The sequence below is a fragment of the Stenotrophomonas sp. T8 genome (genome assembly GCF_051853085.1).
Taxonomy (GTDB): domain Bacteria; phylum Pseudomonadota; class Gammaproteobacteria; order Xanthomonadales; family Xanthomonadaceae; genus Stenotrophomonas; species Stenotrophomonas sepilia.
Genome location: NZ_CP195329.1, coordinates 1,890,471 through 1,913,822, shown reverse-complemented (window position 1 = coordinate 1,913,822; position 23,352 = coordinate 1,890,471). Strand labels below are relative to the sequence as shown.

Annotated in this window: 18 protein-coding genes; 14 read left to right on the top strand and 4 right to left on the bottom strand. The window is 66.3% G+C overall.

Going from position 1 to position 23,352, the window contains the following annotated elements:
• Positions 1–8 precede the first annotated feature (8 nt).
• Complete coding sequence (locus tag ACSDHM_RS08970) at positions 9–764, bottom strand: tetratricopeptide repeat protein (RefSeq protein WP_439426882.1); 756 nt, start codon at positions 762–764, stop codon at positions 9–11.
• A gap of 167 nt (positions 765–931) precedes the next feature.
• Here ACSDHM_RS08970 and ACSDHM_RS08965 point away from each other — a divergent pair, with 167 nt between their 5' ends.
• The 8 genes from ACSDHM_RS08965 to ACSDHM_RS08930 all read left to right on the top strand — a co-directional run bounded on the left by ACSDHM_RS08965 (position 932) and on the right by ACSDHM_RS08930 (position 8,580).
• Entirely contained in the window at positions 932–1,648 is a 717-nt protein-coding gene (locus tag ACSDHM_RS08965) for a hypothetical protein (protein WP_252744706.1), read from the top strand.
• Between the two features lie 272 nt (positions 1,649–1,920).
• Entirely contained in the window at positions 1,921–2,505 is a 585-nt protein-coding gene (locus tag ACSDHM_RS08960; protein WP_088476134.1) for a fimbrial protein, read from the top strand.
• 60 nt (positions 2,506–2,565) lie between these two features.
• Positions 2,566–3,306, top strand: a complete 741-nt coding sequence (locus tag ACSDHM_RS08955; RefSeq protein ID WP_197638671.1) for a fimbrial biogenesis chaperone — start codon at positions 2,566–2,568, stop codon at positions 3,304–3,306.
• 35 nt (positions 3,307–3,341) lie between these two features.
• On the top strand, positions 3,342–6,026 hold the full coding sequence (locus ACSDHM_RS08950; protein WP_439426881.1) for a fimbria/pilus outer membrane usher protein: 2,685 nt from the start codon (positions 3,342–3,344) through the stop codon (positions 6,024–6,026).
• A 5-nt stretch (positions 6,027–6,031) separates the two neighbouring features.
• Positions 6,032–7,090, top strand: coding sequence for a fimbrial protein (locus ACSDHM_RS08945; protein WP_252744718.1), 1,059 nt, complete (start codon positions 6,032–6,034; stop codon positions 7,088–7,090).
• Position 7,091: 1 nt separating this feature from the next.
• Positions 7,092–7,586 (top strand): fimbrial protein, encoded by a 495-nt coding sequence (locus ACSDHM_RS08940; protein WP_088497465.1) that lies wholly within the window; start codon positions 7,092–7,094, stop codon positions 7,584–7,586.
• Between the two features lie 86 nt (positions 7,587–7,672).
• Positions 7,673–8,074, top strand: a complete 402-nt coding sequence (locus ACSDHM_RS08935; RefSeq protein ID WP_146260231.1) for a fimbrial protein — start codon at positions 7,673–7,675, stop codon at positions 8,072–8,074.
• An 11-nt stretch (positions 8,075–8,085) separates the two neighbouring features.
• Positions 8,086–8,580: a fimbrial protein gene (locus ACSDHM_RS08930; protein WP_353079993.1), complete on the top strand. Its 495-nt coding sequence runs from the start codon at positions 8,086–8,088 to the stop codon at positions 8,578–8,580.
• 83 nt (positions 8,581–8,663) lie between these two features.
• Here the strand turns inward: ACSDHM_RS08930 and ACSDHM_RS08925 are convergent, their stop codons facing one another.
• Entirely contained in the window at positions 8,664–9,848 is a 1,185-nt protein-coding gene (locus ACSDHM_RS08925) for a DUF389 domain-containing protein (RefSeq protein WP_439426880.1), read from the bottom strand.
• Positions 9,849–9,853: 5 nt separating this feature from the next.
• On the bottom strand, positions 9,854–10,039 hold the full coding sequence (locus ACSDHM_RS08920; protein WP_172412152.1) for a hypothetical protein: 186 nt from the start codon (positions 10,037–10,039) through the stop codon (positions 9,854–9,856).
• 273 nt (positions 10,040–10,312) lie between these two features.
• Between ACSDHM_RS08920 and ACSDHM_RS08915 the strand changes: the two genes are divergently transcribed.
• Both ACSDHM_RS08915 and ACSDHM_RS08910 read left to right on the top strand, forming a co-directional pair.
• Positions 10,313–12,973, top strand: a complete 2,661-nt coding sequence (locus ACSDHM_RS08915) for an ATP-binding protein (RefSeq protein WP_262090591.1) — start codon at positions 10,313–10,315, stop codon at positions 12,971–12,973.
• 4 nt (positions 12,974–12,977) lie between these two features.
• Complete coding sequence (locus ACSDHM_RS08910; RefSeq protein ID WP_439426879.1) at positions 12,978–16,373, top strand: response regulator; 3,396 nt, start codon at positions 12,978–12,980, stop codon at positions 16,371–16,373.
• An 11-nt stretch (positions 16,374–16,384) separates the two neighbouring features.
• Here ACSDHM_RS08910 and ACSDHM_RS08905 read toward each other — a convergent pair whose 3' ends face one another.
• On the bottom strand, positions 16,385–17,044 hold the full coding sequence (locus ACSDHM_RS08905; RefSeq protein ID WP_252744713.1) for a response regulator transcription factor: 660 nt from the start codon (positions 17,042–17,044) through the stop codon (positions 16,385–16,387).
• Between the two features lie 116 nt (positions 17,045–17,160).
• Between ACSDHM_RS08905 and ACSDHM_RS08900 the strand changes: the two genes are divergently transcribed.
• The 4 genes from ACSDHM_RS08900 (at position 17,161) to ACSDHM_RS08885 (ending at position 22,774) form a co-directional block, all read left to right on the top strand.
• Positions 17,161–17,841 carry a response regulator transcription factor gene (locus tag ACSDHM_RS08900; protein ID WP_262090587.1) on the top strand — a complete coding sequence of 227 codons (681 nt, stop codon included), beginning with the start codon at positions 17,161–17,163 and terminating at the stop codon, positions 17,839–17,841.
• A gap of 76 nt (positions 17,842–17,917) precedes the next feature.
• Positions 17,918–18,151, top strand: a complete 234-nt coding sequence (locus ACSDHM_RS08895) for a hypothetical protein (protein WP_252744715.1) — start codon at positions 17,918–17,920, stop codon at positions 18,149–18,151.
• A 247-nt stretch (positions 18,152–18,398) separates the two neighbouring features.
• Positions 18,399–22,190, top strand: coding sequence for an autotransporter outer membrane beta-barrel domain-containing protein (locus ACSDHM_RS08890; RefSeq protein ID WP_353079996.1), 3,792 nt, complete (start codon positions 18,399–18,401; stop codon positions 22,188–22,190).
• 185 nt (positions 22,191–22,375) lie between these two features.
• On the top strand, positions 22,376–22,774 hold the full coding sequence (locus ACSDHM_RS08885) for a hypothetical protein (RefSeq protein WP_252744717.1): 399 nt from the start codon (positions 22,376–22,378) through the stop codon (positions 22,772–22,774).
• Positions 22,775–23,352: the final 578 nt, after the last annotated feature.

Below are 23,352 nucleotides of genomic sequence, written 5' to 3'. Positions count from 1 at the left end.
CCGGGTCGTCAGTGGCCCTTCAACGCCGCCTTGGTTCGCTCCAGCCATGCGGCATTGTGGCTGCGCGCGTGGCGCGACCAGTGCTGGGCATCGTCGATGATGCTGGCGAACAGGCTGCGGGCTTGCTCGCGATCGTCGGGTTGCGGCTGCGCCATCAGCCATTCGGCGTAGAGGCAGCGGGCGGCCGCGTCGTTCCCGCATTCCACGGCGCGCTCGAACGCGGCGCGAGTGCCGGGCGCCTGGGTAGCTGCCAGTGCCTGCGCGTACAGCAGGGTCTGTTCCGGCTTGCGGCGCACATCCGGGTGGCGGGCGAACAGGCCGTCCAGCGTCTCCACCGCAAGCGCAGCGTGCCCGGATTCGAGGCGGGCACGGGCAAGGCCGGTCAGGATGTAGGGGTCGTCGCCCAGCGGCGAGCTGGCTGCCTGCTCAAGCAGGGTTCTGGCTTCCTCGGCCTGGCCGGCATCCAGCAGCGTCATGCCCAGCCGAACCCGGTTCTGCACGGTGGGCGTGCGCGCCAGTTCGGCACGGGCGTTGCGAAGGTCCTGGCCCGGGTCCATGAGCTGCTTGGCGGAACGGACGACCTGTCGGGCGCCCCGCGAGTGGCGGACTTCCGGGAAGTAGATCGCCAGGAAGTAGACGACGCTGCCGAGCAGTGGGAACGAGAAGAGCAGGATGAGCCAGTAGAGGTTCTGGCCCGAGCGGATGGCGTGCACCGCGAAGTAGATGGCCGCCAGTACGTGGAGTCCGATTCCGATATAGGGCATGTGTGCCGCCTCGTCCTTGTGAGGGGTGGAACTATAGTCGGGGAGGGGTAGGGCGCCAATGGAGTGGCAGCGATCGAGCGTGACGCGTCACGTTAATAGGATGAGTTCTGCAGGGTCGAGCGCTGCATGCCACTATGTGGCGGGGCTGCATTGACGGAAGGGGATACATGGAACGTACGCAGAAGACGCTAACCATGGCCGATGTTGCGGGGTGGGGTTCGGCGCTGGTTACGTTTGGCTTGGTGCAAGGGGCTTTCTATCTGAAGGCTTACTGGGGTCACTTCGGCCTGGATCCTTTTCAGTTTGTTGCGGTGAGTGAGCTTGCACTGGCAGGGCTTGCGGGGATCGGCATGGTGTTGTTCCTTATTCTGATTGCGCTGCTGTTTGGAGGGTGGGTTGAGGGGAAGGTGACAGCGACGCCGTCCCAAGCCAATCTGCTGATGTGGCTGACCCTGGCTCTTTGTCTTGTTGGAATGGGTGCCTTGCTTTGGTGGACCAATGCCTGGCCCGTTTTGATAGGTGTGGCGCTGACGGGCATATGTGCAATGGCAGTACGCCTGTCCCCAGTGTTGCCGGCCGCCGTGAAGGACTCGCCGTGGCTGGTCTATGCGCTCGTGATGATTGTCTATGTCCCGATCTCGTCAAACTGGCTTGGCTTCGAGCGCGCCAAGGCGATCACTTCTGGCGCCAGCAAGTACACGGTCAATGTGACTATTGATGAGAAGGTGCAAGGCGGCCTGGGCCTAGTGGGGCGTTTGGGTGATAGCTATGTACTTTGGGACCCGGTACAGAAAGCTGCAGTTCTTATGCCAGTGGACGACGTGAGTAGGCTGGAGATTGCGCAAAAATCCGTTCTGCCTGCCAAACCAGTTCAGTCGCGATAAGGGCTCGTTATCACGGCTACAACCGTACCCCTGTCGTGGACCTGTGCCGTACGGGAGCCAGTCCACGTGTTTCGTGGTTGGCCCTTAACAATCATGCGCGGCAAATCTAGGCGCAGTCCGATAGAGCGCTCCGGGGGCCTTACCTAGGATTCTCTCCGCCAGCCGTGCACCGGCTGGCCGGACAGGACCTTCTCCCCAAGTGTCCGATCCGTCCCCGGCCACCGCCGCTTCGGCGGCGGTGGTTTCTTGCCGCCCGCGTGCGGATCACATCTGTGAAGAAGAACACCACCATCATGAAGCTCATTCCGATCGCTTCCGCTGCAAGCCTGCTGCTGGCCGCTTCGGCCGCCAGCGCCCAGTCCTATGGCTCGGGCACCATCGAGTTCACCGGCGAAGTCACCGACCTGACCTGCACCATTTCCGGTGGCGCCGGCGCCATCGGCACCACCAACGTCACCGTTCCGATGAGCGCGGTGCAGGCCAACCAGCTGGCAGCAGCCGGCGACGTTGCCGGTGAACACCCGTTCCAGCTGATCATCGGTGGCCCCGGCCAGGGCACGTGCCTGGACGGCAAGGTCGCCGAGCTGTACTTCGACCCGGCTGCCGGCCAGGTCGACGCCAGCAACGGCAACCTGCGCAACCAGGAAGCCAACGCGCCGGCAGCCAACACCCAGATCCAGGTGAAGTACAAGAATGCCGTGGTCGACCTGCGCGATCCGTCGTTCAAGACCGATCCGGTGACCATCACCAACAACACCGCCACGATCGACATGGCCAGCCAGTACGTCGCCAACGGTGGCGCTGCGGCCCCGGGCTTCGTGCAGTCGTACGTCAACTACAAGGTTGTCTACAACTGATCGCGGGAGGTCGCCGGCAGGCGCTGGCGGCCTCCTTCCTTCCCCGTTCCGAGGTGACCCATGAACGCCCTCCATCGCATCATCGCTGCTGCATTGCTGTCGCTCGTCGCGCTGGCTTCGCCGGCGGCCCATGCGTCGGTCGTGATCGGCGGTACCCGCGTGGTCTATCCCGCGCAGGACAAGGAAGTCACGCTCAAGTTCATCAATGAAGGCGAGCGCGCGACGCTGGTCCAGGTCTGGCTGGATGATGGCGATGACCAGTCCACGCCGGATACCGCCAAAGCCCCCTTCGTGGTCGCGCCACCGGTGTTCCGCCTGGACCCGAAGAAGCAGCAGACCACCCGCATCATGTTCACCGGCGCGGGCCTGCCGGCCGACCGGGAAACGCTGTACTGGCTGAACATGCTGGAAATCCCCCCGAAGAATGGCACTGCCAGCGCCAACATCCTGCAGTTCGCCTTCCGCACCCGCATCAAGGTGTTCTACCGGCCGTCGAACCTGGCAGGGGAGCCGGTGCTGGCTTACCAGAAGCTGCGCTGGACCCTGCACGCCGGTAAGGACGGCCTGGTTCTGCGTGCCGACAATCCGACCCCGTTCCACGTCAACTTTGCCAACGTCAGCCTCAATGTCGGCGGCCAGGAACAGGGCGGGCAGGGCGGCGGCATGGTCGCGCCGTTCTCACAGGCCGAGTTCCCGCTGAAGGATCTACGCGCGCGCCCGTCGGGCCAGCTGAAGGCTGCCGTTACGGTCATCAATGACTTCGGCGCGCTGGTTCCCACCGAGGCCGTATTGCAGCCCTGAGCCGCGCACCGCACCGCACCGCCGGAGAATCCATCATGAACGCCCGTTCCCGGGCGCCGGCCGCCGGCGCCCGCCGGTTCCAGCGCGCCCGCCTGCCGGGTGTGGTGGCCGCCATCCTGTTTGCCCCGGCCGTCGCGAGCGCCGGCAACGAAAGCCCGGACGATGTCGAGTTCGACGCCGCGTTCCTGCCGGTGGGGGCGTCCTCGCGCCTGGACCTGCAGCGGTTCTCGCAGGAAGACTACGTTGCGCCCGGTACCTACCGGGGGGACGTGCGTCTGAACGGCCAGTGGCAAGCGCGTGCGGACGTTGTCTACCGCGACGTGGACGGCGTCTCGCGGCTGTGCCTGGACCCGGCCGCGCTGAAGCGCTACGGCATTGCGCCGGAGCGCCTGCACGCCGACCAGGCCCGGCAGCCGGCCCTGGCCTGGCCGGACGAACCCTTCTGTGGTGACCTGGGCGAGCGCGTGCCCGGTGCCACGGCGTCCTTCGATGCAGGCAGCCAGACCCTGGATCTGCAGGTGCCGCAGCTGTACCTGCGCAGCGAGGCGCGCGGCCATGTCGACCCCAGCGAGTGGGATGCCGGCGTGGCGGCGCTGTCGCTGGGCTACAACGCCAACGTCTATCGCTACAGCAATGGCGCTGCCCCGACCTACTCCGGGTTCCTTGGCCTGAACGCCTCGGGCCGCGTGGCGGGCTGGCAGCTGGTGCACCAGGGCGCGATGACGCGCGGTGGCAGCCAGTCGCAGCGCTACCGGTCAGCGGCCGCCTACCTGACGCACGACATCGTGCCGTGGAAGGCGCAGCTGATGGTCGGCGACACGTCCACTGCGGGCGACCTGTTCGAGAGCGTGCGCCTGCGTGGCGCCCGCCTGGGCAGCGACGACCGCATGCTGCCGCAGTCACAGCGCGGTTTCGCACCGGTAGTGCGTGGCATCGCCGAGACCAACGCCCGGGTGATCGTGCGCCAGCGTGGCAACGTCCTGCTGGAAACCAGCGTTGCACCTGGACCGTTCGAGATCAACGACCTGTTCCCGACCGGGTATGCCGGCGATCTCGACGTGGAAGTCGTCGAAGCCGACGGCCGCTCACGGCGGTTCACGCTACCGTACTCGGCGGTGCCGCAACTGCTGCGTCCGGGCCAGTCACGGTGGTCGGTAGCGGCCGGTCGTGTTGCCGAGGCCTCGCTGCTCGATGCGCCGGACGTCCTGCAGCTGCAGTACCAGCGCGGCCTGTCCAATGTGGTCAGTGCCTACGGCGGCGCCGTGGTGGGCGACAACTACCACTCGGTGCTGGCCGGTAGTGCGGTCAATACACGATTCGGCGCGCTGGCAATGGATGCGTCGTTGTCACAGGCCCGTGTACGCGGCCTGCCTGAGCTGTCCGGCAGCAGCTTCCGCGTGGCCTACAATCGAAGCATCGCCAGCACCGGCACCTCGTTTGCCATCGCGGCCTACCGCTATGCAACGGGTGGCTACGTGAGCGTGCGCGACTGGGCCAGCCTGCGTGACGCACAGGCACGTGATCTTGGCATCGATGCGGTGGCGCGCCAGCGCAACCGCATGGACCTGAGCGTCAACCAGCGCCTGGGGGAGCGCGGTGGCCAGTTGTTCGTCATCGGGACGCGGCGCGACTTCTGGAACACGGCAGGCCGCCAGCTTGACCTGAGCGTGGGCTACAGCAACCAGTGGAAGTCGCTGAGCTACAGCCTGAACTTCCAGCGCACGCGCGATTCGATCGATTTCATGCCGGGCTTCCTGCAGGATCGCATTCCCGGCGCGGATGCCGCGCCGCGTCCACAGTTGGCGCGGGCTGACAATCGCCTGATGCTGATGCTGTCGGTGCCCCTGGGGCGCACGCCCCGTGCGCCACAGCTCAATGCCACCCAGACCCGCAGCGACAATGCCGATCCCTCCACGCAGCTGTCGGCCAGCGGACTGTGGGCCCGCGACGACCGAGTCAATTACGGCGTGTCACTGGCGCGTATCGGCGGTGGCAACGCCCTGGACGTCAACGGCGGCTATCGCGGCGGCCGCGGCCAGGTGGCGGCCAATCTCAGCCGGGGGCCCGGCTATACCCAGATGGGCCTTGGCGCGTCGGGCGGGCTGGTGCTCCACGCGGGTGGGCTGACCCTGTCGCCGCCGCTGGGCGACACGGTCGCGCTGGTGCACGCGCCCGGCGCGGCGGGAATGCGGGTGGAGAACAGTGGCGGATCCCGCGTGGACAGGCGTGGGTTTGCGGTGGTGCCGTACCTGACGCCGTACCAGCTGAACACGATTTCGCTCGACCCCAAGGGGGCCGGCTACAGCGTGGAGCTGCAGGAAACCGCACGCGCGGTGGCGCCGCGTGCCGGCGCCCTGGTGAAGCTCGATTTCAGTACGCGCGCCAGCCGTGGGCTGATGGTCGACACGCAGACCGAAGACGGCCGCCCGTTGCCGTTCGGCGCGGAGGCCACCGATGCCAGCGGCGCCACGGTCGGCGTGGTGGGGCAGGGCAGCCGCCTGCTGCTCAGTGGCCTTCAGTCGTCCGGGCCGGTGCAGGTGCAATGGGGCGAGGGCGCCGACCACCAGTGCGTGGTGGACGTGCAGATTCCCGACGGCCCTGTCAGCGGCCAGTACGCCGTGCTCAGCGCGCAATGCCGATCCCCCGTCGTCCATGCCAACGGTGACGCGCCGCCCGCGCGCCGGGTTACCACCACCACCTTCCAGGAGAACGCACCGTGATTCGCATGCCTCTGGTCGCGCGATTGATCGCGCTTGTCCTGTTGATGGCCGCAGCGCCTGCGCTTGCGCAGAACTGCAGATTCCATAATGGGACCGGCACACTCGCCAACGTTGCCAATCTGTCGGGCAGCATAACGGTTGGCCCGGATGTGCCTGTCGGTGCGGAGTTGTACCGAGCCAGCTATCAACCCGGTCCTGCAAACGAGGTCACCTGCACTGCCGGCCCTGCTGATCGCGTGCGTCAGCTCACATCCATGCCCTATGGACCCTCCGGCTATGTGCATCCTCAGTACGGCACGGTCTACAACACCAATGTCCCTGGGGTTGGGGTCGCGGTCTGGAATGCGAGCCAAGGCTTTCCAATCACCACCACGCAACAGGTCGTTCCGGATCCAAATACCATCTGGCTCCTGTATCCACTGCAGACCTTCGGTGTCAGCCTGATCAAGACCGGACCGATAACGGCCGGCACGGTCACTGGCGCGAACCTGCCGCGCTTCGAATACCGCATGACCGGCGCCAACAGCGCGCTCCAGCTCTGGAACGGGCGGGTGCAAGGCTCGCTGTCCATCGTTGCACGCACCTGCACCGCTGCAGACATTTCGGTGAATCTTGGCGATCACCGCGTGACGGAGATTCCCGCCGTTGGCAGCGGGACACAATGGGTCAACGTACCGGTAACGCTGAGCAATTGCCCGGCGTTCTACGGCCGCTACCGCGGCAACCTCACCACGGGAACGGTACAGACGGCCAATGGGCGCGTCGACAACACCCTCCGCTTCCGCGTGGATCCGGTCACGGCCGTGGCGGATAGCGCGCGCTCGGTGATGATGCTGCAGAACGACGGCGTGAACACCACGGCGACCGGCATCGGCATCCAGATAGGGACCGCGGCCGACGAGTCGGTGGGCTTTGGCAGCATGCGTGATTCCGGACTGGCGCTAAGCGAGACCGACAACGCTTCCTACACGCTGATGCTGCGTGCGCGCTATACCCGCTACGCCGCTGCCGCGTCATCGGGACAGGCGAACGGTGCCGCCACCATTACCCTGGAGTACTACTGACATGCACGCACGATGGCTGCTGCTGGCGCTGCTGTGCGGGGCCGCCCTGCCGGTGGCGGCGGCGGACCTCACCGTCCGCTTCACCGGCAGGTTCCTGGCCGGGACCTGCCAGCTGAGCGTGCAGGACGTCGATCTGGGCACGTTCCAGGCAACGTACTTCACCACCAGCACGCAGTCACCTGCCGTTGCCTTCGTGCTGGAGCGCAAGAACTGCACCGATGACCTGCGAACCCTGCACGTCCGCTTCGTCGGCGCCGCCGACAGCAGCAACGCCAGCTATTTCGCCATTCCGCCGACGGGCGGCGTGCAGGGGCTGGCCATCCGCCTGCAGAGTGCCACCGGCACGCTCTACGCACCCAACCAGCCCGCGTTTGACTGGCCCACCGGCGGCGATGCCGCAGGCCAGCGCGCACTCGGCGCGCTACTGGTCCGCACCGGCAATGTCACTGCAGGCGCGGTCCGTACCCCCATCACTGTCCAGGTCACCTACAACTGAGGTCTCCCATGTCCCGTCCGCTTCTCTCCCTGAGCTTGTTGCTTTGCGCTGCCACAGTGCACGCGCAGGACAGCCAGGTTTTCACGATGTCCGGTGAAATCCTGCCAGGCGTCTGCAAGGTCGCGTTCCCCGATGTGGATCTGGGGTCCCATCAGGCGTCCTTGTTCACCGGCAGCTATGCCACGGCCTATGTGGACTTCAGTGGCACCGTCAGCGACTGCGACGCGCAGGTGCTGCGGGTCGCCATGACCTTCACCGGTGCGGCCGACAGCAGCAACGCGTCGCTGTTCCAGGGGGTTCCCGGCGTGGGCATCGAACTGGTGCGCATGGTCGGTGCCGTCAACGTGCCGATTGCACCAGGTGGCCGTACCCAGTACACCACCGCCGCCGGCGTGTATCCATACCGTGCGCGCTTCCGGCAGTCCGCTGCAACGGTGGGCGCGGGCCGCGTGACGCGTCCCATCACCGTTTCGCTCACCTACAACTGAGGCTGCAGCCGATGTGCACTGTCGCCCTCCGCCTGCCTCCCATTCTGCTAACGCTGGCCCCGCTGTTCGCTGCGGGCCATGCGGCCGCGCAGACGACCACCACGTTCAACGTCACCGGCACCATTCTGCCGGGCGTCTGCCGCATCGCCGTGGCCGACGTCAATCTGGGCAGCTATCAGGCAACACTGTTCACCGGCGCGTATACCTCGCCGTTCCAGCCGGTGAATGTTGTGGTCAGCCAGTGTGACCCGCTGGTGACCCGGGTTGCCCTGCGTTTCGATGGCACTGCCGACACCAGCAATGCCCAGCTGTTCCAGGGTGTGCCTGGCATCGGCGTCGAGCTGCAGTACACCAGCAGCGGGGCCCGCGTCGCCCCTGGCGGAACGGCCCAGATGGCCACGGCTGCGGCGACGCACGCATTCCGCGCACGCTTCGTGCAGAGCCGCGCAACGGTATCGGCCGGTACGGTCAGCCGACCGATCACGGTAACCATGACGTACAACTGATCACGCGGGTGGGGGACGGCACCCGGGGCCGTCCCCTCGCGTTTCAGGCGCAGGACAGGGCTGCTGCGCGCAGCGGCGCCTCGCTAGCGGAGGCTGTCCGCGCTGTGCGATCCATCGCCCTGCTCCTGTGCAGCGCTTTCCTCACGCAGCACGCGTGAGCGTTCCGCCACGATCTCATCCATCTCGACACGCAGCGCCCGGGTCTCGGCGGACAGGCTGGCAACGTTGAGCCGCAGGCCATCGATATCGGCCCGGTTGCGCAGTCCGTCCTCGTTGGCCTCCAGGGTCTGCCTGACGCGCAGGGATACCGGGGCCGCCAGCCGCGCGGACAGCCGACCTGCCAGATTGCCCTGGGCATTGTTGATATAGGCCGGGACCAGCGCCACCACGTCGATGACATAGCGATGCTCGGCACGCACCACGGACATGTGTTCAATCGACGCACGGCGATCGCCCAGGTACCGGGTAACCACGGCGCGGGCCTGGTTTGCGGCCCAGGTCTGCTGCCCGATCTCGCGCAGGGCCAGTCCCAGCGGCAGCGCCAGCAGAATGAACGTGGTGGCGATCACCCCCGCTTGCCAGGCGGTGTGGCGAGGTGAGTTCTCCATCCCGAACCCGTACCACTTGGCAATCAGTGTCACGCTCAGGGCAATCGCCAGCAGGTTGGTCATGAAAAGGAACATCGCGCCCCCAGCCACGCGCATGTCGCCCGTCGCCAGCCCAAACGCGACCACTGCCAACGGCGGCATCAGGGCGGTCGCAATTGCAACGCCCACAATGGCCTCTCCCTTCCGGGTAATCACTGCGTAGCCGCCGGCCAGCCCTGACAGCAGCGCCACCAGCAGGTCGAACAGGGTGGGTTGCGTGCGTGCAAGGATCTCACTGGTCGCCTCGCGTAGCGGCGACAGCCATACGATGCACATGGCGGTCAGCAGCGCCAGCGCCATGCCCACAAGCAGCGCAAGCAGTGCACGGCCCATCATCCGGAAATCGACCACGCACAGCGAAAAACCCAGCTGCACGATGGGGCCCATCAGCGGCGAGATCAGCATCGCACCGATCACGACGGCCCCGGAGGACTGAAGCAGCCCCAGGATCGCGATACCGCAGGACATCACTGCCATGAACGTGAAGCGCGGGCTGAGCCCGCCACCGTCACTCACGTTGGCGATGACGGCATCGTGGTCGACGGCGGCAAGCATGCGGTTGCGCCACCGGCTCCAGCCATGGTGGGCGGATGCCAGGACACTCACCAGCAGCGTTGGCACGGCACTCATCGATCCGCTCCCGGCTGCGCGGGTGAATGCAGCGCTTCGGCCCGTTGCAGCCGGTGGAAGTAGTCCAGGAGGGCCAGCGCCTCTGCGAGGCAGGTACGGCCGCCAAGCAGCTGACGGCCGCGCATGACATTCCAGTGGCCGTACTCGGTGTAGATGAGGGTGTGTCGGGAAAGATCTGCCATGGAGATGCCTGGGAAACAAAGAGGGTCGAACGCGTATCGTCAGCCAGCGTGGTGCGGTAGCCCATCGGACGACGCCCATTCCGCGGGGGATCCGAAGCGTGACACGGACGTCCACGCACCCACGCCAGCCGTGCGGCCGCGTTGCGCCACAGCGCGGCAGAAAGTCAGCCGCGTCCTATGTGGCTGTCTGCCAGGGGCCGATAGGGTGGCCGCTCCCTTTCACTTTCTCCGGTATGGCCCGCATGTTCCTTGGCGGGCGCATCCACAGCAACAATGTTCCGTTTCTTCCGCTCCGCACACCTGCGCCAGGACGCCTCGCCTGATGCTACCGACGATTGCGACCTCGCTGCGCTCCGCAAGTACCAGCGCGGCGTGCTGCTGGGCGGCGGCTGCCTGCTCAGCATCGCTATCGTGGCCGGGCTGATCGCGCTGGCGCTGTTCCACGCAGATGGCTTTGCGGCGCGGCGGTCGGAAGCGCTGCAGCGCAGCCGTGCCATCGTCGAGGCCCACTTGGCGGCGTCGGATGCGGCCCACCTTCGGCTGTTGAGCATGGCCGAGTACGCCTGGCGGCATCGCCCGGACAATGATGCGCGGACGCTGGAAGTGGACCGTGCCAACTATCTGCGTGCCGGACAGCGGGCCGTCATGACCGCTGGCACCGAGAGCGTGCCGCAGACGGTGCTGGGTGCCGGCACCGATGCCTGGCCCGTTGACCGTCTGGATCGCTATCTCATGCTGGCGCACTCGCTGTCGATCATCCGCCGGCTGGGCGGCGCCGGCGGCCGGTCCAGCGAATCGGAGTCGAGCTTCTTTCTTGATCCGCGCGGCCAGCTGCTGGTACTGGGCGAGGGCATGAGCGAACAGCATCTTCTGTCGGCCACGGGAGAAAAGGACCGTGCGCAGCTCATCGGTCGGCTCGCGGCGCTGTCCCGCACCGGCGTCGACGACGCGGAGGCGTATGGCACGCACGCCACCCGGATGGAACTGGTGCGCCATCCGGTGTCGGGGGCTCCGGCGATCGCCAGTGCCCTGGTGGCGCGTGACAGTGCCACGGTGATCGGTACGTTCGTCACGCTGGAATCAACGGCACCGCTGTCCCGGGCAATGCGCATCGCCGACGGTGGCGTGTCGTTCGTGCTGACTGGCGACGGCCGCGTGGTGGCGGGCACCGGCAGCCCCAAAGCGCTGGATCTGGGCGAGGTGACCCGGCATCTTCTGGACGCGGAGCAGAAGGGGCGCACGCTGGCCACCTTCCGCCAAGGGCTGCGCTTCTTCCAGGTGGTCCGTATCGAGGAGGCTGACTGGGCACTGGTCAGCACGTACTGCATCGCCGATGTCATTGCCGATGGGCAACGCCTGTACATCGCCGCCGCGTCGTTGGCGTTCGGCCTGTTGCTGGGTCTTTGGACGCTGCTGGCCTGGCTGCATTGGCGCGCCTTCGGGCCCGCGCTGGCACGCGCCGCGCGCGTTTACCAGGGCGAACAGCTCAGCCGCGCGTTGATCCAGCTGTCACCGGTGGGACTGTGCCTGCTCGATCGCCACAGCGGTGACCCGGTGGTGCAGAACGACATGATGCGTCAGCTCGCCGCCGCCGCCGAGCGACGCGGCGCCATGCTCTATGCCCGCATGGTCGACCAGGCCTCGGCGATCCTGCTGCTGCCTGATACCACCATCGCCGAGTTCGAGGTGTCGGTGCCGGATCCCCAGGGCCAGGCGCCTGTCGTGCTGCTGGTGGGGGCGACCAGTGCCAGCTATCAAGGGCGCATGGTACTGCTGTGCGCCGTGCGCGACTTGAGTGCGCGAATCGAACTGGAGCAGCAGCAGAAGCAGGCGCGCGAGTCGGCGGAGGCCGCCAGCCGCGCAAAGAGCCGCTTCCTGGCGGCCATGAGCCACGAGATCCGCACGCCGTTGCATGGCATCCTGGGTCACCTGGAGTTGCTCGGCCGCTCTGCGCTGGACGACAACCAGCAGGCACGGCTTCGGCGGATTACCCAGGCTGCGGACTCGCTGCTGCAGATCATCAACGACGTGCTGGATTTCTCCCGCGCGGAATCCGGGCACCTGGACCTGGTTGCGGAGACCTTCGAACCGGTGACGCTGCTGGAGCGGGTCGCGCTGCTGTTCTCGCCACTGGCCGAAGCAAAGGGCCTGGTATTGGACGTCATGGTCGATGATGCAGTGCCGGCCAGGCTGGTCGGGCCGCAGGCACGCGTCGAGCAGGTCCTGCGCAACCTGGTCAGCAATGCAGTGAAGTTCACCCCGTCCGGTCGTGTCGAACTGAGGGCTGACTGGGTGCCCGATACGGACGGTTCCCAGCTGCAGCTGCAGGTCATCGACTCCGGCATCGGCATGACGGAGACGCAGATGGCAAGGCTCTTCCAGCCCTATGTGCAGGCGGACGCCAGCATCATCACCCGTTTTGGCGGGTCTGGGCTGGGGCTTTCACTGTGCCGTGAACTGAGCAGCTGCATGGGGGGCACCATCCATGCCAGCAGCACGCCCGGCGTCGGCAGTGTCTTCACCTTCTGCATACCGGTCCAGGCGGTTCCGGCTGCCGGGACGCTGCCCTTGGCTGACCGCTCGGTGCTCCTGAGTTCCTCGGCCAGCGGGTGGCGGGACGAGCTGCGGCGCCGGCTTGAACGCTGGGGCGCCACCGTGATCATCGTGAGCGAGGCCGACGCCTGGCCCGCCGAACACTGGGAGGCGCACGTTCCGCTCGTTGCATTCGAGAGAAGTCCCGCGCGGACGGAAGTGGCGTCGCGGGCGGGACGGCGGCGGGTGATCCTGGTATCTGCCGACGGTCCGCTGAAGCCGCAGGTGCGGGGAAATGCGTGGCGCGTGTCCTGCTATTCCAGTGATGGCCTGCTGCAGGCCCTGCTGGTTTCCTCGCAGCGGGGCGTGCCGACACTGGCGGTGGAAAGGGGCATGCACTAGATTCATGGCCACCCCCTTGCCCGTGCGCGGGAATGCCATGCCTCCGGCCTCGCCTGACTTGCCTTCCGCCCCGTTGCAGGCACTCCACCGTTCACAGCGCCGGCTGCTGTTAGGGGGAGGGGGGCTGATCACGTTGCTGGTGCTGTTGACCACAGCGGTGAGCATTTTTGCCGGCGTGGGCGAATTCCATGACCGCGAGCGCCAGAAGTTCTTCGAGGCCCGCGGCGCGATCGATTACTTCCTGGTGCAACGTGACCGTGCCTATGCAGGAAGCGTGAACGCCAACGACGTGATGTGGAGCGGGCAGCGGGAAGAACTGCGGCGCCTGGGTCGGCCGATGGTGGCCAACTACCTGTCGCAGGACATGCGAACGGTGGTCCGGGCAGAAGGTCAGGCATCGGTGCCGTGGCTGGTGCTGGGCGATCCCGAGCGGCCGATGCCACAGCCTGAGCTGGAAGCCTATCTGGGCATGATCTATCAGTACTCGCTGTACACGACTGCGGCGATCAGTTCGATGCAGGGGAGCAGCCCGGCCATGGTGTATGGCTATGACCCGCAGGCGCGGCTGATGGCACTGCCCGGCGTGGTTGACGAGGCGCAGCTGCTGCGGGGGCTGCGCGCAGATTCGCGGGCACAGGCGTTCGCACTGTTGAAGGGCATCGAGCGCCAAGCACCGCTGCAATCTCCAGACCCCGGTCCGATGGAAAGCGCCGCTAGGGGCCATCGCCTGGCCTCGCTGTTCGGCCGCAACCCGCTGGATGGCCGGCCCTCGCTGGTGGGCATTCTCACCCTGGCCGAGGGCACCACGCCCTATTTCCGGCGGGTCACCTTCGAGCCGATCAGCAGCATCGGCTCGCGCCTGGAGGCGACCGCCGCCGGCAGCTATCTGCTGACCGGGCCCACCGGTGAAGTGGTGCTGGCAAAGGGCCCCCTCAGCCGGGAGGCCAATGCGCTCGGCCCGCTGCTGGCGCAGCAGGACACACGCAACGTGACACGGCTGTCCTTCCAGCATCTGTTTGCGGTAAGCGGGGGGCTGTCAGGGACGGACTGGCGCTTCACGCGTCTTTACGACTGGAGCGCGCTGTGGCGCGACCAGGGGATGGCCATCGTTGCGCGGCTGCTGACGGCACTGTCGATCATCGCAGCGCTCTGGCTGCTGCTCTGGCGGGTGGAGCGCAAGGTCATGGCGCCGGCCCTGGCCGAGGCATCGCGCGTCTACGAAAGCGAAGCGCTCAGCCAGACCATCATCGGCACGGCGCCGGTGGGCTTGGCACTGCTCAGCTGCGATGATGGTGCTCCCCTTCTGCAGAACCAAGTCGCACGCGAACTGGCGACGCAGCCGGCGGGCTATTCGACGACCCCGGCGCTCTATGCCGCGCTGGTAGAGCAGGCGCATGCCTTGCCCGGTGCGCGCAAGGAGTTCAACTGGACGCTGCACGACGCGGGTGCAGCGCCGATCCAGCTTCAGGTGGCGTTGGCCATCGCACGCTATCGCGACCAGACCGTGTGGGTCTGCGCGCTGCGTGATGTCACGGCGCAGATGGAACTGCAGCAGACCCTGGAGCGCGCCAGTCGCGATTCCGAGGATGCCCGCGCCGCTGCGGAGGCGGCCAACCGGGCGAAGAGCGCCTTCGTCGCCACCATGAGTCACGAAATCCGCACACCGCTCAACGGCATCCTCGGCCATCTGGAACTACTGGCACGCTCACCGTTGCAGCCTGCGCAGCAGGAGCGCGTGCAGCGCATCCGGCTGTCGGCGGACTCACTGATGGCGATCATCAGTGATGTGCTCGATTTCTCGAAGATCGAGGCCGGGCAGTTGGATATCGACCCGGCTCACTTCAACGTTCGTGAACTGATCGAGCAGGCCACGCTGCTGTATGCGCCCGAGGCGCACAAGAAGGGCGTGAAGCTGTTCTATATGATCGATGGCGAGCTTGAGGATGCCTACCAGGCAGATGCGCATCGCATCCGGCAGATCATCAACAACCTGCTGAGCAACGCGGTGAAGTTCACCGAGTCCGGACGCATCACGCTGCACGCCGGGCTCGGGAACTGCCTGCAGCCGAACCAGAGCGTGCTGCGGCTGCGGGTCGTGGACTCCGGCATTGGCATGTCCGACGAGCAGCTTGCGCATCTGTTCCGTCCCTTCGAGCAGGGCGATGCCAGCGTGTCCCGGCGTTACGGTGGCAGCGGGCTGGGGTTGGCGCTGTGCAGGCAACTTGCGCATCTGCTGGGCGGCAGCATCCAGGCCGAAAGTACGCTGGGTGTCGGCACCGTGTTCACCCTGGAGGTGCCGGTTCACCCTGTCGATGCGCCGCATGGCGGTGACCAGCCGCTGTCGGGCACCACCGTGACGCTGCTTTCCGCAGCGCCGGAGTGGCGGCAGGAAATCGGGCAGGTCCTGCAGCGCTGGGGCGCGGGGTTGACCGTCCTTGATCGTCCGGCCGCGCTGCCCACCGATGCCGCAACGACAACGCTGTTGATTTTCGGCGAGCGCCGCGCATGGCCGGAGGAGGATGAGCAGGCGCTGTGCAGCCTCCACGCCCGGTTGGTGCGCGCGTACCCGAGCGGCCCCCTGGCCCCCGAACGCCGTCCTGATGGCGTGCACGTCACCAGCTATTCCAGCCGGGCGCTGCTGCGCGCGTTGCTGCAGGATGCGATGGGAGCGGAAGCGCCATCGCCGGTCGCCGCGCAGGCACGGCCGCCGGCGGGACGGGGAAGGGTGCTGCTGGTGGAGGACAATCCGGTGAACCGCGAGCTGATCCAGCAGCAGCTGGAGGAGCTCGGCTGGCATGTGGGCACCGCCGAGGATGGCCAGGCCGCGCTGAGCCTGTGGCCGTCAGCCAGCTGGGACGTCGTGCTGACCGACATCAACATGCCGGTGATGGACGGCTACGAGCTGGCCCAGGCGCTGCGTGCACGCGGGGATAAGGTGCCGATCCTGGCGATCACCGCAACCGCACTGGCCAGCGAGCGGGAGCGCTGCCGGCAGGCGGGCATCGATGGGCTGCTGCTCAAGCCCCTGGATCTGGAACGGCTGTCGGCGGCGTTGTCCCGCTATGTTCCCCCCAGCAACCGCAGGGCGTCCCCGTCGGCCGCGGGGGAGGGGCTGCCGCTGAAACTTCGGGCCCTGTTCGTGGAAAGCGGCGCGCGTGATCTTGACGTCCTTGCCGCCGCGCTGCGGGAAGGGCAGCAGGCCGCGCTGCTGGACAAGGTCCATTCCCTGAAGGGCGTGCTGTTGATGATGGGGGAGCGTCCGCTAGGTGAGCGCTTTGGTGCTGTGGAGCACCGCCTGCGCGAGCACGACACGGTGGATGAAGCCGAGCTGCAGGCGCTTCTCGCGTCCCTGTCCGCGCTCATCGACAGCTATCGGGAGGGCCTGCCGGACGGCTCGTGAGCGAACGCCGATCAGTCCGGATCGGGGCCGTTTGAACGCAGGCCGAGTTCCGTCGCGAACTTGAAGAGATCGGCTTCCTTGTCGATGCCCAGCTTGGCCATCCCGATCCGCTTTTGCGTGCTGATGGTCTGCTTGCGCCTGTCCAGGCGCTCGGCAATTTCGTTGATGCCAAGCCCCGACACGAACAGCGTCAGCACTTCACGTTCCCGTGGCGAGAGCGCTATCTTCCTTGACGCTGCGGCATGGTGTGGCAAGATCTGCGCGACCGACGGCGAGAGGTAGCGCCGGTTGGCCCACGCCGCAGCGATGGCCGCCGGAACATGGCTGGTGTCATCGGCCTTGCTGAGGATATGGGTGATGCCGCGCTGATAAAGTGACTGGATGACCACCGGCTGGTCCATGCCCGTCATCACGATCACACGCAGGTCGGGGTAGCGTTCGCGGAGTGTATCCAGCAGGGCGAGGCCGTCGCCGTGCGTGCCGCCCGGCATGGCGTAGTCGGTCACCACGACATCACATGCGGTACTGTCCAGCAGCGCCACCAGCTCCGAGGAGTCGGACGCCGTTCCAATGCACTGCAGCGTGGGAACCGCATCGATTGCGGCCTCGATTCCCATGCGGATGACCGGGTGGTCGTCTGCAATGGCTACACGAATGATCGGATGAGACATGCAACAGCCCCGCGCTGAAGTTGGCCCGCCACACCGGCGACCCGCCGCCGCAACTATAGGCCAGGCGACCGCGTGTTGGCATGCCTGGCGATACCTGCAACCAAGAGGATGACTGTATGGCCTTGAACCTGGTCGTTGCCGACGACCATCCCGTGATGCTGGCCGGCATGGAAATGCTGCTGCGCTCCGAACCCGGCATCGCGGTCGCTGGCCTGGCCAGCGACTCGACCGGACTGGTTGCGCTGCTGAGCGCCGCATCGGTGGACGTGGCCGTCTGTGACTTTTCGATGCCGAACGGACGCTACGGCGACGGAGTGACCCTGCTCAGATTCCTCCAGCGGCGGTTTCCCAACCTGAAGCTGGTGGTGCTCACCGGCATGGAGAGTCCGCTGGTCCTGCGCTCCATCCAGGCCGCCGGGGTGACGTGCATCGTGAGCAAGAGCGATTCGCTGGAGCACGTGGTTCCTGCGGTGCATGCGGCGTGGTCCGGCCTGCCGTTCGTCTCTCCGGCCATTGAGCGATTGCTCGCGGGCGTGGCCGAAGCACCTGCCAGTGGTGCGTCTGCACTGTCAAAGCGGGAAACAGAAGTGCTGCGCATGTTCGCCGAAGGACTGACCATCCGGGAAATCGCCGAGCGGGTAGGGCGGAGCAGCAAGACCGTCAGCACGCAGAAAATGGCGGCCATGCGCAAGCTTGGGCTGAAGCGCGACGCGGACGTGTTCGAGTACGCGCTGGCGCATGGGCTGGTCCAGGCATCACAGAGCGCCCGTGCAGGCGCCGGTGGAGAATCGGACTGATTCAGGCATTGTCCGATGGTCTTGCGGTGCAGCGTTCGTATTCTCGGCGGGGCGCAACCCTGTAACCGGTGACCACGTGCCTGACCCCAATTTTCTGGTAACGCTGCTGCTGCTTCGATTCAGCGAGCTTTCGGCCAGCTCGCAGGCGAGCTTCCTGGACGGCCTCAATCAGTATCTGTTTGCCTCGCCGCAGTTGCGCCGGGCGCTGCGCCGCCAATGGAAGGACCGATGCAGTGACGGGGAAGCGGGCCAAGAAGCGAGCCCGGCACGGGGCACTACAAAGCAGAACGCTTCTCAACACGATTCTTGACGTCCGCGAGCACGCATGACCGCTGCAACGCACCCAGAGGGCATCTGCCGGGGCGGGCGGCGCATGCCCGCAGTGCTTCGGGGAGGCCAGCAACGCCGCGCCCCCGCCCCCCACTTTTGGGACGAGTCCGATTCGACTCCCGGGTGGCCCTCACTAACCTCGCAAGTGTCCGCTGAGTGTTTCCCTTCCGTTCCTTCGAACGCGCCGGGAAGCCCTCCAGCCATCATCTCACTTCGAGGAGAGCCTCATGAACAAGATTCATTCAATCGTCTGGAATGCGGCCACCGGTCGATGGGTCGTCGCCTCCGAAATCGCCACCCGTCGCCGTCGCGCCCACGCGGCCAGCCGTACCGTGCTCCGCCCGCTGCAGCTGGCTATCGCTGTCGCCCTGGCGTGGGGCGGTGCCGCTGGTGCAGAGACGCTGCAGTTCCCCGGCGCCCCGGTTGACGTTGCCGATGGCACGCGAGTCGTCGAGGACATCATTGTAGCCAATGGCGCGACGGGCGTCGTCGTTGGCAACGGCGGCACGCTGATCCAGCAGGGAAATTCCTTCCGCATCGGCGGCACAGCGAACCGCGCCACCCAGAATCTGGACCTCAGCGGGCTGTCTCACTACGTCTACGACAATGCCAGCCTCAACTTCAGCGTCGGTGGCCGCGTCATAGGCGGCACACGGGATCAGACCGGGGCTACCACCGGTACGGTTGTTTTGGCTTCGGATACCAACCTCATCCGCGCATCGCATATTGGCATAGGCGATGTTGGCCGTAGCATCAGCGCAGCGGCCACCAATCAAGGTACCGTGCGTCTGGGCCAGAACAATACGATCAATGCCGACAGCATCACGCTCGGCGGCAACCAGAGCACCGGCACCCTGGTTTTCCAGGACTCAGTCACGGACGGGACTCTTATCCTGCGTGGGTCGGACGGGGAAAGCGCCGTGGGCACCTGGAACATTGGCACGGGAAACAGCAGCAATTACAGCGGCACCACTGGCAATGTCGACCTGCGCCGAGGTGTGCTTGACGCAAAGGTGGACGCCCTGAACATCGCCGGCGCGACCTATGGTGATGCCACCGCAACTGGCACACTCAGCCTGGGCCGGGGCGTGCTCGAGGCCAACACCATCATGCTCGGCGAGCGGAGCAGCACCTCAGGCACCGGTGGCTCGAACGGGCGTCTCAACATTGGCCAAGGCGGCACCGTGCTTGCCAATACCATCACCTTGGGCAACCGCACCGGTACGACAGGGACAGTGTCGTCGAACATCACCCTCGATGGGGGTGCGCTGCGTGCTGGCAGCATCCTGGCGGGCGCCGGTCCCGGCACGCGTGTGATCACCTTCAACGATGGCGTGCTGGGCAACCGTGCCGCAGGCCAGGACATGCGGGTTGACGTTCCGGTGGTGCTGGCCGCAATCGGCGAGCACGCGTTCCGCGTCGATGGCGAGGATGCCGTGATGACCGTCAGTGGTCGGGTCAGCGGCAATGCAGGCACCCTGACCAAGACAGGCGAGGGCGTGCTGGCCCTGACCGGCGCTAACACCTACGGCGGCTCGACGCGCGTCGATCAAGGCCTGATCCGATTCCAGTCCGGCAGCAACCTGGGCACCGGCAGCATTGTTCTGGATGGCGGCGGCCTGCAGTGGGCTGCAGGCAGCGATGAAGACATCTCCGCGCGACTGGAGGCGCTGGGGGCTGCAGGCGCGGCGCTGGACACCAACGGCAATGCTGTCACCCTGGCCACGGCCCTGCGCGGCGAAGGCGGCCAGCTGATCAAGCGCGGCGACGGCGCGCTCACCCTGACCGCAGACAACACCCACACCGGCGTGACCCGCATCGAACAGGGTGAACTGGTGCTTGGCGACGGCGGCGCAGCCGGCAATGTGGCGGGCGACATCGTCAACAACGCGCGGCTGACCCTCAATCGCGGTGATCGCATGTCCCTGTCCGCCAACATCGCAGGCAGCGGCGAGCTGCTGCAGGCAGGTGGCGGCACCGTCGTGCTGTCCGGCAACGTCGCGCACAGCGGCGGCACCCGGGTGGCGGCCGGCACCCTGCAGATCGGTGATGGCGGCTCGCGCGGCACGCTGGGCGGCGATGTCAGCCTGGCCGGTGGCACGTACCTGGACGTGGACCGCAACGATACGTTCCTGCTCTCGGCACGTGTCGCCGGGGATGGCGCGCTGCGCCAGATCGGATCGGGCACCACCGTGCTGAACGCTGACCACAGCTACGCCGGCGGAACGCTCATCGCGGCCGGTGCGTTGCGCATGGGCAACGGTGGCACCAGCGGCAGCGTGACCGGTGCAATCGACAACCAGGGCTGGCTGGAATTCAACCGCAGCGACGACGTGCTGCTGGACAATGCGGTGAGCGGAACGGGCGGCCTGGTGCAGATGGGCACGGGTACCTTGCGCATCGCCGATGACCAGGCCTACACCGGTGCCACCCGCGTGCTCGCCGGTGCACTTCAAGTCGATGGCAGCATCCGGTCGGCAACAGAAGTGGCCAGCAATGCCACCCTGAGCGGCAACGGCGCCATTCACGGTGACGTGGTGAACGCCGGCGTGATCCGTCCGGGCAGCGGGAATGACTACGGTCGCCTGACCATCCAGGGCAACTACGTGGGCCAGCAGGGGCAGTTGGAACTGAACACCTGGCTGGGCGACGACGCATCGCCCAGCAGCCAGCTGGTGATCGATGGCGGCAGCGCCAGCGGCAACACCACCGTGCGCGTCCACAACACCAGCGGCACCGAAGGCCACACCGTCGGGGACGGCATCCTGGTGGTTGCCGCCATCAATGGCGCCACCACGTCGGCCGATGCATTCAAGCTCGGAGACTACGCACGAAACGGCGCATTCGGGTATGGGCTCTTCCGCGGCGACCTGGAAGGCAAGTCGACCGAAAACTGGTACCTGCGCAACGCCTTTGTCGTGCAGCCGCCGGTTGATCCGACGGACCCGGTCAATCCGACTGACCCGGTCGATCCGACTGATCCGGTTGATCCCATCAACCCGGTCAATCCGACCAACCCTGTGCCTCCGGTGGCCCTGCCCATCTTCGGTCGCGAGCTGGCGACGTACGGCTCGGTCCAGCCGCTGGCGCGCGAACTGGGTGCACTGGCGATGGGCAACCGGCGCGACCGGGCGCAGGCCGCCGCTGCTGGCGACAGGCCGCGTGCTGCCTGGGTGCGTATGGCAACCCGCGACCTGCACAACGGGTACGAATCCATGGTTGCGCCGGAAGCCCAGGGCAGGATCGACGCGTTGCAGGTCGGAAGTGATTTCTGGCAAGCCGCCCCGTCGGCAGGAGCCCGCTGGCGTGCGGGTGGCTACCTGTCGCACGCAAGCAGCAATGTGCAGGTCGACGGCATCTACACCAATGATGAGCGGACCCGCTATGTGCGTGGGGCGACCGGCAACGTCGAGCTGCAGGCCACCAGCGCTGGCTTGACCCTGACCGGCGTTGGCAGCCGAGGCGGCTATCTTGATGCCGTCGTCCAGCTGACCCGCTACGGCGGTTCCGCCAATGCGGGCCCGGTTCGCCTCAACACCCGTGGTGACGGCTACCTGGCGTCGCTCGAGGCCGGCTATCCGTTTGTCATGCAGGCCGGCACCGGGCAGTTCACGCTGCAGCCTGAAGTTCAGCTGGTCTGGCAGAAGGTGCGTTTCGATGCAGGGCAGGACGCTGCAGGGCAGGTGTCGCTTGGAAGCACGCAGGGGCTGAGCGGGCGATTGGGCATCAACGGCAGTTGGCAGTTCCAGAGCGCGGGCGGCGTGCAGTGGGCGCCGTACCTCGCCGCCGATGTGTGGCACGAATCGGATGCGCGCTCGGCAGTGACGTACGCCGGCAAGGACCAGATTCCCTTGGGGGCGGGTGGAAACCGAGCTTCGTTGAGCGCTGGCGTCAACGTCCGGTTGAATGAGCGCTTCAATCTGCAGATCTCCGGTGGGCGCGAGCGCTCGATGGGCAACAGCAGTGGTGCCAGCCGGGAAGGCGCGTTCGGCAACCTCAGCCTGCAGGTGCGCTGGTAAGGGCGAGCCGCCGGTGTCCTCCATCAGATGCGGCGACCCCGCATCTGATGGCGCCCCAGCGAGCACCGCAGTCGAGCAGGGCATCCAGGGGCGTGCCTGCTGCCCAGGCTGATTCGTGGGATGATCCTGCCATGGCAACACCATCGGTGCGGAATCGGCTGTTGTCTGCGGCAACGGAATCGGCGATGGACGCCAAGCTGGGCCAGAAGCTGACGTCAGCGGAGAGCGACAAGATCTGGAACACATGGGACTTCATTGGCAGGGAAGGGGAGGGGCTGGAGCTGTCGGTCGTCAACCCCACAGCGGTCCTGGGGCCGGTACTGGGCGCGGACTATTCCCACTCCATCCGGTTGATCAAGCACATGCTGGAAGGACAGCCAGGATGCCCGAAGATCAATTGTGGATTCGTGGATGTGCGTGACGTGGCCGACCTGCATCTACGCGCGATGACCCACCCAGCTGCCAGCGGCCAGCGCTTCCTCGCCATCGCGGGCGAAAGCCTATGGCTGAGCGAAGTCGCCAAAGTTCTGCAGCAGCGACTCGGCACGTCCGCAGCCCGGGAATCGAGCGCTCAGCGATGTTGATCGAGCCCGCCAGGAGGCGAAGGAACTCCAGGCGCAGCTAAGCAAGGCATCCGAACAGCACAGGGCACTTGAGAAGCAGCTGCGTCAGGAAATCCAGGCCGCCCAATCAGCGGCCGCCACGGCCAGTCAGTCTGCCGATCTCCTGCGCGGCAGATGTGATGCGCTCGAGGGGCAACTTTCAGGGCTTCGAGATTTGCCAGCTCAACTGGAAGTAGCGCTCAAGCGATCCAAAGAAGTTCGCGTCGCTGCTAATGTCAGACCGAAACGCAAGCAGCCGAAGCAATGACCACCTGGCCGCAATCCCGGCCAGTGACACGAATAGGGATCAAATCTGGCTATTTGGCCGGCCCCATTGCCACGAACTCGGGTCGAATTTGAAGCAAATTTGGCCCTAGTTGCCGCACGTGCCACTCCAGACACGATGGCCTCCAAAGGGCGAACCGAATCGCCCGAGCTCCTCCAGCTAATCCATTTGCCCGCCAATCCGCCGTTAGGCCAGATCTGGGGCAACAGTTTCGCGGTTTCGTCGAATTAGGGGCGCCTTGATGGAAGTTCCACCAAATGTGTGGCGACTTTTC